Source organism: Plantibacter flavus (genome assembly GCF_900177615.1).
Classification (GTDB): Bacteria; Actinomycetota; Actinomycetes; order Actinomycetales; family Microbacteriaceae; genus Plantibacter; species Plantibacter flavus.
This window is the reverse complement of record NZ_FXAP01000001.1, coordinates 389967-404768: the sequence shown is the minus strand read 5'-3', so window position 1 is coordinate 404768 and position 14802 is coordinate 389967. Positions and strand designations below refer to the sequence as shown.

At 67.8% G+C, this 14802-nt stretch carries 16 protein-coding genes; 9 read left to right on the top strand and 7 right to left on the bottom strand.

Annotated elements, in window-relative coordinates:
- Positions 1-197 precede the first annotated feature (197 nt).
- Complete coding sequence (locus B9Y95_RS01960; RefSeq protein WP_085510415.1) at positions 198-1049, bottom strand: sulfurtransferase; 852 nt, start codon at positions 1047-1049, stop codon at positions 198-200.
- A 199-nt stretch (positions 1050-1248) separates the two neighbouring features.
- Between B9Y95_RS01960 and B9Y95_RS01955 the strand changes: the two genes are divergently transcribed.
- From B9Y95_RS01955 to B9Y95_RS01945, 3 genes are all read left to right on the top strand, one after another.
- A complete protein-coding gene (locus B9Y95_RS01955; RefSeq protein WP_200811351.1) occupies positions 1249-1881 on the top strand; it encodes a flavin reductase family protein in 633 nt (210 codons plus the stop codon).
- A 96-nt stretch (positions 1882-1977) separates the two neighbouring features.
- Complete coding sequence (locus B9Y95_RS01950) at positions 1978-2358, top strand: DoxX family protein (protein ID WP_064296521.1); 381 nt, start codon at positions 1978-1980, stop codon at positions 2356-2358.
- Between the two features lie 128 nt (positions 2359-2486).
- On the top strand, positions 2487-2702 hold the full coding sequence (locus B9Y95_RS01945; protein ID WP_085510414.1) for a hypothetical protein: 216 nt from the start codon (positions 2487-2489) through the stop codon (positions 2700-2702).
- Between the two features lie 88 nt (positions 2703-2790).
- On the opposite strand, the gene nrdF is transcribed toward B9Y95_RS01945, so the two are convergent.
- From nrdF to nrdH, 4 genes are all read right to left on the bottom strand, one after another.
- Entirely contained in the window at positions 2791-3765 is a 975-nt protein-coding gene (nrdF, locus tag B9Y95_RS01940; protein WP_056007612.1) for a class 1b ribonucleoside-diphosphate reductase subunit beta, read from the bottom strand.
- Between the two features lie 171 nt (positions 3766-3936).
- Positions 3937-6042 (bottom strand): class 1b ribonucleoside-diphosphate reductase subunit alpha, encoded by a 2106-nt coding sequence (nrdE, locus tag B9Y95_RS01935; protein WP_079706251.1) that lies wholly within the window; start codon positions 6040-6042, stop codon positions 3937-3939.
- 23 nt (positions 6043-6065) lie between these two features.
- Complete coding sequence (nrdI, locus tag B9Y95_RS01930; RefSeq protein ID WP_064296523.1) at positions 6066-6479, bottom strand: class Ib ribonucleoside-diphosphate reductase assembly flavoprotein NrdI; 414 nt, start codon at positions 6477-6479, stop codon at positions 6066-6068.
- An 84-nt stretch (positions 6480-6563) separates the two neighbouring features.
- On the bottom strand, positions 6564-6797 hold the full coding sequence (gene nrdH / locus B9Y95_RS01925) for a glutaredoxin-like protein NrdH (protein ID WP_056007615.1): 234 nt from the start codon (positions 6795-6797) through the stop codon (positions 6564-6566).
- Between the two features lie 353 nt (positions 6798-7150).
- Here nrdH and B9Y95_RS01920 point away from each other — a divergent pair, with 353 nt between their 5' ends.
- Positions 7151-8359: an MFS transporter gene (locus B9Y95_RS01920; protein ID WP_085510413.1), complete on the top strand. Its 1209-nt coding sequence runs from the start codon at positions 7151-7153 to the stop codon at positions 8357-8359.
- 11 nt (positions 8360-8370) lie between these two features.
- Here B9Y95_RS01920 and B9Y95_RS01915 read toward each other — a convergent pair whose 3' ends face one another.
- Positions 8371-8937, bottom strand: a complete 567-nt coding sequence (locus tag B9Y95_RS01915; RefSeq protein WP_085510412.1) for an NADPH-dependent FMN reductase — start codon at positions 8935-8937, stop codon at positions 8371-8373.
- A 48-nt stretch (positions 8938-8985) separates the two neighbouring features.
- On the opposite strand from B9Y95_RS01915, the gene B9Y95_RS01910 reads away from it, so the two are divergent.
- The 4 genes from B9Y95_RS01910 (at position 8986) to B9Y95_RS01895 (ending at position 13103) form a co-directional block, all read left to right on the top strand.
- A complete protein-coding gene (locus B9Y95_RS01910) occupies positions 8986-9837 on the top strand; it encodes an aldo/keto reductase (RefSeq protein WP_085510411.1) in 852 nt (283 codons plus the stop codon).
- A gap of 22 nt (positions 9838-9859) precedes the next feature.
- Complete coding sequence (locus tag B9Y95_RS01905; RefSeq protein WP_085510410.1) at positions 9860-10708, top strand: alpha/beta fold hydrolase; 849 nt, start codon at positions 9860-9862, stop codon at positions 10706-10708.
- Between the two features lie 293 nt (positions 10709-11001).
- Positions 11002-11916 carry a DUF4349 domain-containing protein gene (locus B9Y95_RS01900; protein WP_085510409.1) on the top strand — a complete coding sequence of 305 codons (915 nt, stop codon included), beginning with the start codon at positions 11002-11004 and terminating at the stop codon, positions 11914-11916.
- Positions 11913-13103, top strand: coding sequence for an acyl-CoA dehydrogenase family protein (locus B9Y95_RS01895; RefSeq protein ID WP_085510408.1), 1191 nt, complete (start codon positions 11913-11915; stop codon positions 13101-13103). The genes B9Y95_RS01900 and B9Y95_RS01895 overlap by 4 nt, the downstream gene beginning before the upstream one ends.
- A 50-nt stretch (positions 13104-13153) precedes the next feature.
- On the opposite strand, the gene B9Y95_RS01890 is transcribed toward B9Y95_RS01895, so the two are convergent.
- Positions 13154-13432, bottom strand: coding sequence for a metal-sensitive transcriptional regulator (locus tag B9Y95_RS01890; protein WP_064296530.1), 279 nt, complete (start codon positions 13430-13432; stop codon positions 13154-13156).
- A gap of 83 nt (positions 13433-13515) precedes the next feature.
- Between B9Y95_RS01890 and B9Y95_RS01885 the strand changes: the two genes are divergently transcribed.
- On the top strand, positions 13516-14793 hold the full coding sequence (locus tag B9Y95_RS01885; protein WP_085510407.1) for a DUF445 domain-containing protein: 1278 nt from the start codon (positions 13516-13518) through the stop codon (positions 14791-14793).
- The last annotated feature ends 9 nt before the right edge of the window (positions 14794-14802 follow it).

Below are 14802 nucleotides of genomic sequence, written 5' to 3'. Positions count from 1 at the left end.
CCTGAGCTTGTCGAAAGGCGCCGGTCCCTGAGCCTGTCGAAGGGCCCTGCCATCGAACCCCGGTCCCTGAGCCTGTCGAAGGGCGCTGCCATCGAACCCCGGTCCCTGAGCCTGTCGAAGGGCGCTGCCATCGAACCCCGGTCCCTGAGCCTGTCGAAGGGCGCATCTCGACGAGCTCGATGTCCGGGGTCAGCGATTCAGGCCCCGGGACCCGTCGCCACCGGACGCTCCGGGTGGTTCGCCCACTCGCTCCACGACCCCGGGTACAGCACCGGTTCGAAGCCGGCCAGGGTGAGTGCGACCGCGTTGTGCGCCGCGGTCACCCCGCTGCCGCAGTAGGTCGCGACCGTCGCGTCCGCAGGCACGCCCGCGGAAAGGAACTGCTCGCGGAGGGTCCCGGGCGACAAGAATCGGCCGTCGGCGCCGACGTTGGCGGTCGTCGGCGTGCTGAGCGCTCCGGGGATGTGACCGGCCCGAGGATCGATCGGTTCGACTTCGCCCCGGTACCGTTCGCCGGCGCGCGCGTCGAGCAGCACCCGTCCCTCGCCCGCCCACGTCGCGGCGGTGTCGATGTCGATGGTCGGCAGGACACCCGTCGTCAGCGTGACCGTCCCGGGTTCCGGGACGACCTCGCCGCGCTCCACGGGCAGTCCGGCGTCCGTCCACGCCCGGAACGCGCCGTCGAGGATGCGGACGTCCGCGATGCCGGCGTTCCGCAGCACCCACCAGGCTCGTGCCGCCGACAGGCTCTTGAGATCGTCGTAGACCACGACGACGTCGCCGTCGTCGACGCCCCACGATCGCGCGGACGCCTGGAGCGCCTCACGGTCGGGCAGGGGGTGGCGGCCTCGGATGGCCGGTTCTCCGGTCGGTACGTGGTCGGCCAGCTCGTGGTCGAGGTCGACGTACACCGCGCCGGGCAGGTGCCCCTCGAGGTAGTCGGGCCGTCCGTCCGGTACGTCGAGTCGCCACCGCACGTCGAGGACGCGCACCGGCGTCTCGGAGGCGATCAGCGTGGCTAGGTCGTCCGGGGCGATGAGGATGGGCATGCGTCCAGCGTACGCACGCGCGGTCGTCAGGACCTCCGCCCGAACGCTCGGTCGCCGTCACACCGGGTAACAGAGTTGCAGCTCCGGCCGGATGAGCGAAACGTAGCCTGTGCAGCGTCCACCGAATCGGCGTTGCAGCAGTCGTCCACAGCCGTTCGAAGGATCCCCCGTGAGTTCAGTCCACCCGGCAGCCGCCTCCGTGACCGCCTTGCCGTCCCCCGTCGACGGCGGCGAGGTCGCCCCCGGTTTCGCATCCCTGTCCCCCGACGACTTCAAGGCGGCGTTCCGTCAGCACCCGGCCGGCGTCTCGGTCATCACCGCCGACGACGGCAGCGGGCCGGTGGGACTCACCGCCACCTCGGTCTTCTCCGTCAGTGCGGAACCGCCGCTCCTCGTCTTCTCCGTGTCGTCGCTGTCCTCGAGCGCGCCGACCATCACCGCGTCCGACACCGTTGTCGTCCACCTCCTCGGTTCCGAGCAGCTGCACATCGCGAAGCTCTGCGCGACGAGTGGGATCGACCGTTTCGCCGACACCTCCATCTGGGACCGCCTGCCGACGGGCGAGCCGTACTTCACGGGCAACGGCGTCTGGATCCGGGGACGCATCGTCAACCGCATGGAGGCGGGCACCTCGACGGTCATCGCGGTGCACGCGCTGGAGTCGAGCGTCTCGCAGCCGCAAGCGGCCGAGGAGCCGGTCCGAGCCGAGCCTGCCGCCGAGGCACCCACTCCCGCCGTCCCGACATTCAGCCCCAGCTTCGACGGCGCACCGCTCGTCTACCACAACCGCACCTGGCACCGTCTCGACGCGAACTCGCAGATCGACGGCTGAGCGGCCTGCTGCTGGACATCTGTGCACTCGCAACCCGCCGTCGGTCCACCGATCTCCGGATAGCGTGGTGACATCACCATCGTCGAGAGGACCCTCATGGCTGGATCGAAAGCCCGCACCGCCGCACGTCTGCTGCTCGGAGGCGCACTCGTGTTCGCCGGCGTCAGCCACCTGACCTTCGCTCGGAAGGACTTCCAGGCGCAGGTGCCGGAATGGGTCCCGATCGACGAGGACACCACCGTGCTCGCCTCGGGCGTCGTCGAGATCGCCCTGGGTGCGGCACTCGCCTCAGGCGTCAAGCGGACGGCCGTCGGCAACCTCGCTGCGGCGTTCTTCACGGCGATCTTCCCGGGCAACCTCTCCCAGTGGCTCAACCGCCGGGACGCCTTCGGCCTCGACACGGACAGCCGCCGGTTCACCCGCCTCTTCTTCCAGCCCGTGCTCATCGCCTGGGCGCTCTGGTCCACCCGCCGCTGACCACCAGCCGTCGCTGAGTCGCCCGAATCTGCGCGTTTCCGCGTCGGATTCGAACAACCTCGGGCGAGTCAGCGGCGCACGGCGGATCCACAGGTAGGGTCGAGGACACCAGAACCACAGGGAGAACGATGCTGACGACCGAAGCGACCATGGACGAGCTGCTCGTCGCCGAATCCGTCGAGGCTCCGAGCGCAGGACGCAACGGTGTCGTCAGCCTGGTCGCGCTCGTCGCGATCCTCACGATCGTGGTCACCGCTATCGCGGCGCTCTTCTTCCCCGTCGTCCAGGGCGCGACGGCGTTCTTCTACTTCTTCCTGGCGGCCGGCGGCGGCCTCGGCGGCTGACAGCGCTACACGCTCAACGCCTGAGGGCCGGATGGAATCGATGATTCCATCCGGCCCTCGGACGTTCAGCGCAGTGACTGCGCGGTGACTAGAAGTCCCAGTCCTCGTCTTCCGTGACCACGGCCTTACCGATCACGTAGGAGGAGCCGGAACCCGAGAAGAAGTCGTGGTTCTCATCGGCGTTCGGGGAGAGCGCCGACAGGATCGCCGGGTTCACGTCCGTGACCGTCTTCGGGAACATGGCCTCGTAGCCGAGGTTCATGAGCGCCTTGTTGGCGTTGTAGTGCAGGAACTTCTTGACATCCTCGGTCAGGCCGACCTCGTCGTAGAGGTCCTGCGTGTACTGCACCTCGTTGTCGTAGAGCTCGTAGAGCAGCGAGAAGGTGTAGTCCTTGACGTCGTCGCGCTCCGCCTGCGTCAGCTTCTCGAGTCCCTTCTGGAACTTGTAGCCGATGTAGTACCCGTGCACGGCCTCATCGCGGATGATCAAGCGGATCATGTCGGCCGTGTTGGTGAGCTTCGCGCGGCTCGACCAGTGCATGGGCAGGTAGAAGCCCGAGTAGAAGAGGAAGGACTCGAGGAGGGTCGAGGCGGCCTTCCGCTTCAGCGGGTCGTCGCCGTGGTAGCGGTCGAGGACGATGGACGCCTTCTTCTGCAGGTTCGGGTTCTCGACCGACCAGCGGAACGCCTCGTCGATCTCCTTCGTGCTGCTGAGCGTGGAGAAGATCGAGGAGTAGCTCTTCGCGTGGACGGACTCCATGAACGCGATGTTCGTGTAGACGGCCTCCTCGTGCGGGGTGATCGCATCGGGGATGAGGGCGACGGCGCCGACGGTGCCCTGGATCGTGTCGAGGAGCGTGAGGCCCGTGAACACGCGCATGGTGAGCTGCTGCTCCTGCGGCGTCAGGGTGTTCCACGACTGGACGTCGTTCGACAGCGGGATCTTCTCGGGCAGCCAGAAGTTGTTGACGAGGCGGTTCCAGACCTCGACGTCCTTCTCGTCCTCGATCTTGTTCCAGTTGATCGCCTGGACGCGGTCGACCAGCTTGAGCTTCTCTGACATGAATTGGTGTCCTCTATCGGGAAGTGGGGTTGGCCCTTCGACAGGCTCAGGGACCGGTGATGCTGGTGGCCCTCGACGGACCGGTGATACGAATGAGCCTCCGACAGGCTCAGGGACCGGGATCCCGGTCACTGAGCCTGTCGAAGTGCGGATGACGAAGCGCGAAGCTCCTTAGAGCATGCAGCTGACGCAGCCGTCGACTTCCGTGCCCTCGAGCGCGAGCTGGCGGAGACGGATGTAGTAGATGGTCTTGATGCCCTTCTTCCACGCGTAGATCTGCGCCTTGTTGATGTCGCGCGTGGTGGCGGTGTCCTTGAAGAACAGCGTCAGCGACAGACCCTGGTCGACGTGCTGCGTCGCAGCGGCGTACGTGTCGATGATCTTCTCGGCACCGATCTCGTAGGCGTCCTCGTAGTACTCCAGGTTGTCGTTCGTCATGAACGGAGCCGGGTAGTACACACGACCGAGCTTGCCTTCCTTACGGATCTCGATCTTCGACGCGATCGGGTGGATCGACGACGTGGAGTTGTTGATGTAGGAGATCGAACCGGTCGGCGGGACGGCCTGGAGGTTCTGGTTGTAGATGCCGTACTCCTGGATGGACGCCTTGAGGGCCGTCCAGTCCGCCTGCGTCGGGATCTGCACGCCGGCCTGCTCGAAGAGCTCGCGGCCACGAGCCGTCTCGGGCTCCCAGACCTGGTCGATGTACTTGTCGAAGAACTCACCCGACGCGTACTGCGAGTCGGCGAAACCGTCGAAGGTCTCCCCGCGCTCCTTGGCGATGAGGTTCGAGGCACGCAGCGCGTGGAACACCACCGTGTAGAAGTAGATGTTCGTGAAGTCGATGCCCTCAGGGCTGCCGTAGTGCACGCGCTCGCGGGCCAGGTAGCCGTGGAGGTTCATCTGGCCGAGGCCGATGGCGTGCGACTTGTCGTTGCCGTCCTCGATCGAACGCACCGAGGAGATGTGGCTCTGGTCGGACACGGAGGTGAGGCCGCGGATGGCGGTCTCGACCGTGCGACCGAAGTCGGGCGAGTCCATCGTGAGCGCGATGTTCAGCGAGCCGAGGTTGCAGGAGATGTCCTTGCCGATCTCCTTGTACGAGAGGTCCTCGTTGTAGGTGGTCGGCGTGTTGACCTGGAGGATCTCCGAGCAGAGGTTCGACATGTTGATGCGGCCCTTGATGGGGTTCGCCTTGTTCACCGTGTCTTCGAACACGATGTACGGGTAGCCGGACTCGAACTGGATCTCCGCGATGGTCTGGAAGAACTCGCGGGCGTTGATCTTCGTCTTCTTGATGCGGGAGTCGTCGACCATCTCGTGGTACTTCTCGCTCACCGAGATGTCACCGAAGGGCACACCGTAGACGCGCTCGACGTCGTACGGGGAGAACAGGTACATGTCCTCGCCCTTCTTCGCCAGGTCGAAGGTGATGTCGGGGACGACGACGCCGAGGGACAGCGTCTTGATCCGGATCTTCTCGTCGGCGTTCTCACGCTTGGTGTCGAGGAAGCGCAGGATGTCGGGGTGGTGTGCGTTGAGGTACACCGCACCGGCGCCCTGACGCGCGCCGAGCTGGTTCGCGTAGCTGAAGGAGTCCTCGAGGAGCTTCATCACGGGGATGATGCCGCTCGACTGGTTCTCGATCTGCTTGATCGGTGCACCGGACTCACGGATGTTCGACAGCGAGAGCGCCACGCCGCCGCCACGCTTCGAGAGCTGGAGCGCGGAGTTGATGCCACGGGCGATCGACTCCATGTTGTCCTCGATGCGGAGGAGGAAGCAGGAGACGAGCTCGCCTCGCTGGGCCTTGCCCGAGTTGAGGAAGGTGGGCGTCGCCGGCTGGAAGCGACCGGCGATGATCTCCTCGACGAGCGCGACCGCGAGCTGCTGGTCGCCGTCGGCGAGGCCGAGGGCGGTCATGACGACGCGGTCCTCGAACCGCTCGAGGTAGCGCTTGCCGTCGAAGGTCTTCAGCGTGTACGAGGTGTAGTACTTGAACGCACCGAGGAAGGTCTGGAAGCGGAACTTCTTCGAGTAGGCCAGGTCGTTGAGCTCCTGGATGAAGTCGAACGAGTACTTGTCGAGCACTGCCTGCTCGTAGTACTCCTTCTCGACGAGGTAGTCGAGCCGTTCCTTCAGCGAGTGGAAGAAGACGGTGTTCTGGTTGACGTGCTGGAGGAAGTACTCCCGCGCGGCCTCACGGTCCTTGTCGAACTGGATCTCGCCGTTCGGGCCGTAGAGGTTGAGCATCGCGTTGAGCGAGTGGTAGTCCATCTGGCTCGTCGACGGTGCGTCGATCACTGAAACTGGCGCTGCTGCCAAAATGATTCCAATCCATTGTGGACGGTGGTGACATCGTCCTGGGTTCCGAAGAGTTCGAAGCGGTACAGGTGCGGGACCTTGCATTTGCTGGCGATCACGTCGCCGGCGAGCCCGTAGGCCTCGCCGAAGTTCGTGTTGCCGGCGGCGATGACCCCGCGGATCAGGGAGCGGTTGGCCTCGACGTTGAGGAACCGGATCACCTGTTTGGGCACCGCTCCGTCGCCGTTGCCCCCGCCGTAGGTGGGGGTTACGAGGACGTAGGGTGCCGTGGCGTGCACGGCTTCGTCTTTCGCATACAGCGGGATCTGCAACGAGGGCAGGTCGAGCTTCTGCATGAAGCGATGCGTGTTGCCGGAAATGCTGGAGAAGTAGATCAGCCGTGGTTGCACGGAAGGCCTCCTCGTCGCCGTCCGGACGGGCGGATGGTGCGGTGCTGCTGGAGCCGGCTCATGATGACGCCTGCGACCGTGGGCTCAAGCCAGACGTGCGGCGAGCTCTTCGATCTTGTCGGGACGGAAGCCCGACCAGTGGTCTTCCTCGGTGATGACGACCGGTGCCTGCAGGTAGCCGAGGGCCTTGACCTGCTCGAGTGCGTTCTCGTCGACCGAAAGGTCGAGGATGTTGTACTCGATGCCCTTGTTGTCGAGTGCGCGGTACGTCGCGGTGCACTGCACGCAACTGGGCTTCGTGTAGACCGTGATTGCCATAGCTCTTCGTGCCTTCCCCTCAAAATCTGGTGATTCCCGCGGCGTCCTGCGCCGGGGTTCCAATACTACATATAGATGGCGGCCTTCAGGTCGACCACAAGGGCTAGTAGTTACAGCCCTGTAGTTTTCCACCGGGTTCTCCACCGTTTCGGGCGAGTTATCCACCGGTTCTCCACTGGGTACAACGCTCGTGGGCGACGCGAAAATCCCGGATTGACGGCCTTTTCTCCCCCGTCCGAGGGATATCTATCCACAGGCGAGATTCTCCTCCGAACCTCCGACATCCGTTGTCGGTTTGGGCGTGTCGCGGGCGTGTCGCGCGTGTCGGAACCGGTCCCTAGACTGGTGTCCTTGTGAGCAGCTACCGTGACCTTCTTCGTACCCCCGGCGTCGCCCGGATCATCGCGGCGCAGCTCACCGCACGCTTCCCGTTCGGGATGCTCTCGCTGGCCTTCCTGCTCCACATCGAGCAGGTCACCGGCTCCTACGGGGCCGCCGGGCTCGTCCTGGCCGCGACGAGCATCGGGCAGGCGATCGCCGGCCCCCTCACGAGTCGGTGGATGGGCGTCTGGGGCATCCGCAAGGTGCTCCTCCTCACCCTCGCGGTGTGTGCCGTCTCCGTCACGACCATCGCCCTCGTCACCATGACCGTCCCCGCGTACATGGCGGTCGGATTCGTCGCCGGGCTGAGCACACCGCCCGTCCAGCCCGCGGTCCGCACCATCTACCCGAAGCTCGTCACCTCCCAGCAGCTCACCCCGTTGTTCTCACTCGACGCCTCGGCCCAGGAGATCATCTGGGTGCTCGGGCCCGTCGTGACCACCTTCGTGTCCACCCAGGTCGGCACGGTGTGGGGCATCGCGCTCGCCGCGGTGATCATGGTCGTCGGCTGCCTGTGGTTCATCTCCTCACCGGAGGTCGGGCGCGTCCGCATCCCGAGGAGCCGTCGCAAACTCGGGCAGGTGCTCAAGCGCCCGCCGGTCCTCCTCGCCACCGTCGTCGGCTTCCTCCTCATCGGCGCCTGTTCGGCCGTCGAGGCGGGCGTCGTCGCGACCTTCGGGCACGACGGTCTCGAAGCCGGTATCGTGCTCGCGATCTTCTCGGTCGGCTCGCTGGCCGGCGGCCTCGCCCTCGGACACACGCCGATCGGCCCGTACGCCCTCGCGCGCCGCATCTTCATCGTCTTCGCCGGACTCGCCGTCGCGAGCCTCTTCCTCAACGCCTGGTGGCTGTCGGTCACCCTCTTCGTCGCCGGCATCGGCATCGCGCCGGCCCTCGCCGTGCTGTTCGCCATCGTCTCGGCGAGCGTGAAGTTCAGCGACACGGCCGAGGCCTACGGCTGGGTCGGCACCGGTCAGCTCATCGGTGCCGCAATGGGTTCGGCGGCGGCCGGCTTCCTCATCGACGGCTCCGGAGCGGTCGGCGCGTTCTGGGTCGCCGGCGTGTTCGCGCTCTTCGGCTTCGTCATCCCCTGGATCGGTCACCGCTGGCACCCCGACCTCCGTGGCCGCGATGCGAGCCCGATCCCCGACACCGAGCCGATCAACACCCAACCGTCCTGAGCCGCCGCGCTTCAGTCGGCGGCGCGCAGCGGCGCGAGGGCCCCGTCGAGTGCGGCCAGTTCGCCGAGCAGCACCGGGAGGATGGTCGTCTGACGGTCGTTGGGCGTGAACACGCCGTCGGCGATCTGCCGTGAGACGTACGGGATCTCCACGTTCGCACCGGTACTGACGAGACCAAGCGCCTGCAGCACGGGCCGAAGCGCGACGACACCGCGGGTTCCGCCCGACAGCCCGCCGTAGCTGACGATCCCGACCGGCTTCCGCGCCCACTCGTGCATGAGGTAGTCGAGCGCGTTCTTGAGGGCGGGCGCGTAGCTGTAGTTGTACTCGGGCGTCACGAACACGAAGGCGTCCGTCCGGTCGACCCGCTCGCTCCAGGAGATCGTGTGCGGGTGGACGTAGGCGCGCTTCCGCGGGTGCGCGGGCTCGTCCATGAACGGCAGTGCCAGCTCCCGGAGATCGACCGCGTCGACGGCGAACCGCTCGTCCGCCTCGGCCACGCCGGCGACCCAGTCGGCGACGGCACCGCCCACCCGCTCGGGACGGACGCTCCCGGTGACGATCATGAGTTGCGGCATGGGCTCCCTTTCGACGATGACGGTGGCCCTGTCGAGGATACTGGTGCCATGGCAGACAGCACCCCGACCGTCCTCCTCAACGACGGACACACGATCCCCCAGCTCGGCTTCGGCGTCTACAAGGTCCCGGACCTCGCCAGCACCGAGATCGTGCGGACGGCGCTGGAGGTCGGGTACCGCCACATCGACACCGCCTCGCTGTACGGCAACGAGCGCGGCACCGGCGTCGCGATCCGCGAGTCGGGCATCCCCCGCGACGAGCTCTTCGTCACGACGAAGGTCTGGAACACCGATCAGGGGTACGAGGAGACGCTCCGTGCGTTCGACACGAGCCTCGACCTCCTCGGCCTCGACCACGTCGACCTGTACCTCATCCACTGGCCGGCTCCTCGGCAGGACCGCTACCGCGAGACCTGGCGCGCGCTCGAGCGGTTGCGGGCCGAGGGACGTACGCGCTCCGTCGGCGTCTCCAACTTCCACCGTAACCATCTCGAACGTCTCCTGGAGTCGGCGGAGGTCACCCCGGCCGTCAACCAGATCGAACTCCACCCGTTCCTCCCCCAGCGGGAGTTGCGCGCGGTCAACGCGGCGCACGGCATCGCGACGGAGGCCTGGTCGCCACTCGCCCGCGGCCGCTTCTTCACCCCCGCCGCCAACGGATCCGACGCCACCTCCGACCTCGGGGCCATCGCACGGAAGCACGGGCGCACGGTCGCGCAGGTGGTGCTGCGCTGGCACCTGCAGCTCGGCAACATCGTCATCCCCAAGTCGGCCACACCGGCGCGGATCGCGGAGAACTTCGCCGTGTTCGACTTCACCCTCGACGCCGACGACCTGGCTGCCATCTCGGCGCTCGAGAACGGCGAGCGCACCGGCACCGACCCGGACCGACTCGACTGACGCGAGACCGTAGGCTGAACGCATGACCGAGCCCGTCGTCGACACCGCGTCCAGCCTCGCCGCCCGCACGATCACGCCCGTGGAGCTCCCGCGTCACCGCTGGGGTCGTCACGACGCGCCCGCTCGGGCGCTCGTGGTCCACGGACTCGGCAGCAACGGTCCGAGCACCTGGCGCATCTGCGCCGCCCTGGCCGACCGAGGTTGGCTCGTGGAGGCGGTCGACCTCCGTGGCCACGGCGTCGCCCCTCGTGCGCTCGACTACCGGGTCGAGGCCTACGCCGCCGATCTGCTGGCCACCAGGCCGACCCCCGTGCCCGGCGTCGGGCACACCGCGTGGGACCTCGTCGTCGGACACTCGCTCGGGGGCGCCGCCACCGCGGTCGCCGCCGCGGCCGATCCCCGATGGGCGGCGGCGGTCGTGCTGCTCGACCCCGCCATCGCGCTCGACGACCACGACGCCGAGATCATCCGGGCCAGCCAGGAGGCCGCCTTCGCGGACAACACGATCGCATCCGTCCGCGCGAAGAACCCCGAGTGGCACCCGCTCGACGTGGAGATCAAGGTGCAGGCGGTGTCCGAGGCGAGCCGATGGGCGATCGAGCAGACGAGCGAGCAGAACCACCCGTGGGACGTCCGCCCCGCGGCGGCCGCCCTGCGCAACCCGACCTTCGTGATCGCCTCGGACCCGGAGGTGTACAGCCTCTTCCGCGGTGCGCTCGCCGCCGAGGTCCTCGCCAACCGCCAGGTCAGCCTGACGATCGTCCAGGGCGCCGGTCACAACGTGCACCGGGACCGCCCGGCGGAGACCACGAAGGCCATCGGCGATTGGGCCGAGCTGCAACTCGAACAGCGGTCGCGTCGCGAGACCTGATCGCGACCCGCTTCCCAGGGTCCCTGCACCTCCGCGGTGCGGCGGCTCCCGAGGGTGATGCGCGTCGCGAGACCTGATCGTGACCCGCTTCCCAGGGTCCCTGCACCTCCGCGGTGCAGCGGCTCCCGAGGGTGATGCGCGTCGCGAGACCTGATCGTGACCCGCTTCCCAGGGTCCCTGCACCTCCGCGGTGCAGCGGCTCCCGAGGGTGATGCGCGTCGCGAGACCTGATCGTGACCCGCTTCCCAGGGTCCCTGCACCTCCGCGGTGCGGCGGCTCCCTAGGGTGATGCCATGAAGCGCTCAGCAGTGACCCGCACCACCACCGTGTTCGTCTCCGCCGTCCTCGTCGGGCTCGTCTTCTCGGGCTGCTCGGCCGGGTCGAGCACCGAAGCCGGCAGCGACTCGCGAGCTGCGATGCCCGCGCCCGGCCACGTCACCGACGACGCGCAGGCCGGCGTCGACGGCGCCGCCTCCCCCGACCTCACGCAACAGCAGGTGGTCACGACCGGTTCACTCACCGTCACCGCTGACGACCCGATCAGCACCGCGACGGACGCCACCCGGATCGTCACCGAGGCGGGCGGGCGCGTCGACAGCCGCGACGAGACTCCGGGCACCTCCGACCAGGCCGCGCAGGCGACCCTGACGGTCCGCATCCCCGCCGACGACTTCGACGACGTGCTCGCGCAGCTGCAGGCACTCGGCACGGTGAACAACCTCTCCGTGTCCGCGGTGGACGTCACAGCACAGGCCGCCGACCTCGACGCGCGGGTCACCGCCCTCCAGGCCTCGGTCGACCGACTGCTCGGGCTCATGGCGGCCTCGACCACGACGGCCGACCTCCTCGCCGCCGAGACCAGCCTGTCCCAGCGGCAGGCGGAACTGGACGGACTCGTCGCCCAGCGCGACGCGCTCGCCGATCAGGTCGACTTCTCCTCCGTGTTCGTGAGCTTCGTGGCCCCAGGCGTGGTCGCGCCGGGTGTGCCCACCGACTTCTGGGGCGGCGTGGTCGCCGGGTGGAACGCGCTCGTCGCCGCCGCCTCGGGACTCGTCGTCGTGGTCGGCGTCCTGGTGCCCTGGCTGCTCCCGCTCGCGGTCGTCGCCGCGGTCGTGGTCCTCCTCGTCAGGTCGGGCCGTCGGCGCGCTGCTCGCCGCTCGCAGACACCTGCCACCTCTACCGGGCCCGATGCGACAATGGACCGGTGACCGCTCAAGCGCAGCACCACCCGTCCGATCGACCGTTCGACCCCGCCTCGATCCTCAGTGAGGGGCTCGTCGAGCGCATCCGCGAACGTGCCGCCGTGGCGGACCGCGAGAACGCCTTCTTCGACGAGGACCTCGCGGAGCTGCGATCGTGCGGCTACCTCCGGGCGTTCGTGCCAGAGGAGTTCGGCGGCCTCGGTCTCGGCCTGAGCGAGGTCACGCTGCTCCAATCCAGGCTCGCCACCGCCGCCCCGGCGACCGCCCTCGCGATCAACATGCACCTCGTGTGGACGGGTGTCGCCCGACTGCTCCACACTCGAGGAGACGACTCGCTCCGCTTCGTCCTCGAGGGAGCTGCCGGCGACGAGCTCTACGCGTTCGGGGTGAGCGAGGCGGGCAACGACCTCGTGCTCTTCGGATCCGACACCGAAGCCCGTCCAGGCCCCGACGGTTCCTATCGGTTCCACGGTCGGAAGATCTTCACCTCGCTGTCGCCCGCGTGGACCTGGCTGGGGACGACCGGGCTCGACACGACCTCGGCCGACGGTCCGAAGGTGGTCTACGGCTTCATCGAGCGCTCGCGGGGCGGGTTCGAGATCCTCGACGACTGGGACACCGTCGGGATGCGCGCCAGCCAGAGCAGGACGACCCTGCTCCAGGGGGCCGAGTCGACGGCGGAGCACATCGTCCGACGCCTCGATCCGGGGCCCAACCCGGACCCGATCGTCTTCGGGATCTTCGCCTGCTTCGAGACCCTCATCGCCGCCGTGTACACGGGCATCGGCGAACGGGCCCTCCGGCTCGCGGTCGAGACCGCCCACCGGAAGACGTCGAAGAAGGCAGGAGGCGCGAGCTATGCAGCGGATCCCGACATCCGCCGTCGGGTCGCCTCGGCCGCCATCGCGTACGACGGCATGCTGCCGCAGCTCGCGGGCATCGCCCGTGACCTCGACGACGGGGTCGACCACGGCTCGCTCTGGTTCCCGAAGCTCGTCGGGCTCAAGGTCCGCGCGACGGAGACCGCCCGCGAGGTCGTCGACCAGGCGATCCGGGTCGCCGGCGGCGGCAGCTACTTCGCCGCGAGCGAATTAGGCAGGCTGTACCGCGACGTCCTCGCCGGGATGTTCCATCCCTCCGACGACGAGTCAGCCCACGCCACCGTCGCGAACGCCTGGCTTGGGCCCGTGTGACGACTCTGCTCGGGCCCGTGTGACTGCTCGGGCCGGCCTGACGGCTCGGCTCAGCCGCGGTTGTTGCTGAGCTCGAAGATCCGCAGGAGCTCGCCGACAGCGGCGTCCTTGCTGTCCCCGCCCTCCTCGAACATCTGCGTGACGTGCGTCAGCAGGTGGTTCTCGACGAGCAGTTTGTTGAGGGATCCCAGCGACTTCTGGATGGCGAGCGACTGCGTGATGATGTCCATGCAGTAGTCCTCGTTCTCGATCATCTTCTCGAGACCACGCATCTGTCCCTCGAGGATCTTCGTCCGGTGGAGGGCCCGCTTCTTGATGTCTTCGATCACCGGCTCAGGGTACCACCAGGGGGTACGTTGCCCGCTTGATCCACCGGACCGGAGGACACGGTCGACGAGCCTAGGATGGGCGGATGACGAGCTCCCCCACACTCGAACTCACCGCCGCCGACGCGGACCGCGCGCGAGCCCTGCGCTCGATGAAGCGCCTCGCCACCGGACTGCTCCTCGTCATGGCGGTCATCTTCGCCGTCGCGTTCGCGCTCGAGGGACGCTACCCGTGGTTGGCGTACGTCAGGGCCGCTGCGGAAGGCGGCATGGTCGGGGCGCTCGCGGACTGGTTCGCCGTCACCGCCCTCTTCCGGCACCCGCTCGGCATCCCGATCCCCCACACGGCGATCATCCCGAAGCGCAAGGACGAGATCGGCGTCAGTCTCGGCGAGTTCGTGGAGACCAACTTCCTGTCCGAGGAGGTCGTGCGGCAGAAGCTCGCGTCCGTGTCCGTCTCGGAGAAGCTCGGCGGATGGTTGTCCGAGCCCGCGAACGCCGAGCGGGTCACCGCCGAGGGGTCCATCGCGGTGCGGGGTCTCCTGGAGACGTTGTCCGACGACGACGTCCGCGAGGTCATCGAGGCGTTGGCGTCCAAACACCTCATCGATCCGCAGTGGGCCCCGAACATCGGCCGTTGGGTCGAGCACATCGTCGGGGTCGGCGCGCACCACGACGCGGTCGACCTCCTCCTCGACCGCACGGGCGAGTGGCTGAGCACGAACCCGAAGGCGTTCGAACGACTGGTCTCGAGCCGCCTGCCGACCTGGGTGCCGTCCTTCGTCGACCGGCTCGTGGACGACAAGCTGTACCGGGAGGCCGTGTCCTTCGTCCAGGCCGTCCGCGCGGACCCCGACCACCAGCTCCGTCATGCCCTCGACGGTTACCTCGGCGAGCTCGCGGAGCAGCTGCAGCACGACGACGCGACCATCACCCGCTTCGAGAACGCCAAGCACGAGGTCATCGACAGTCCTCGGGTCCGTGAGGTCGCCGGCAAGACCTGGACGGCCGCGAAGAGCGCGTTCCTCGAGGCCCTCGACGCCCCCGACAGCGACCTCCGCGTGCGGATCGCCGGCACCATCGCGGACTTCGGCCGGCGGCTGTCGACCGACCGGGCGTTCTCCACCCGCGTCGACACCCGCGTCGCAGACGCCCTGTCCTACGTCGTCACCCGCTACCGGCACGACATCGCGAGCATCATCACCGAGACCGTCGAGCGCTGGGACGCCCGTGAGACGACCCAGAAGATCGAGCTCCTCGTCGGACGCGACCTGCAGTTCATCCGCTTGAACGGCACCATCGTCGGCGCGCTCGCCGGGCTCGCGATCTTCACGGTCGCGCAGGCGGTCCTCCGCGCGTTCTGACGCCGGGAC

Coding starts and splice junctions, on each gene's coding strand:
- B9Y95_RS01960 (WP_085510415.1), bottom strand. CDS start 1,049: ATGCCCATCCTCATCGCCCCGGACGACCTAGCCACGCTGATCGCCTCC.
- B9Y95_RS01950 (WP_064296521.1), top strand. CDS start 1,978: ATGGCTGGATCGAAAGCCCGCACCGCCGCACGTCTGCTGCTCGGAGGC.
- B9Y95_RS01945 (WP_085510414.1), top strand. CDS start 2,487: ATGCTGACGACCGAAGCGACCATGGACGAGCTGCTCGTCGCCGAATCC.
- nrdF (WP_056007612.1), bottom strand. CDS start 3,765: ATGTCAGAGAAGCTCAAGCTGGTCGACCGCGTCCAGGCGATCAACTGG.
- nrdE (WP_079706251.1), bottom strand. CDS start 6,042: ATGGACTACCACTCGCTCAACGCGATGCTCAACCTCTACGGCCCGAAC.
- nrdH (WP_056007615.1), bottom strand. CDS start 6,797: ATGGCAATCACGGTCTACACGAAGCCCAGTTGCGTGCAGTGCACCGCG.
- B9Y95_RS01915 (WP_085510412.1), bottom strand. CDS start 8,937: ATGCCGCAACTCATGATCGTCACCGGGAGCGTCCGTCCCGAGCGGGTG.
- B9Y95_RS01910 (WP_085510411.1), top strand. CDS start 8,986: ATGGCAGACAGCACCCCGACCGTCCTCCTCAACGACGGACACACGATC.
- B9Y95_RS01905 (WP_085510410.1), top strand. CDS start 9,860: ATGACCGAGCCCGTCGTCGACACCGCGTCCAGCCTCGCCGCCCGCACG.
- B9Y95_RS01900 (WP_085510409.1), top strand. CDS start 11,002: ATGAAGCGCTCAGCAGTGACCCGCACCACCACCGTGTTCGTCTCCGCC.
- B9Y95_RS01885 (WP_085510407.1), top strand. CDS start 13,516: ATGACGAGCTCCCCCACACTCGAACTCACCGCCGCCGACGCGGACCGC.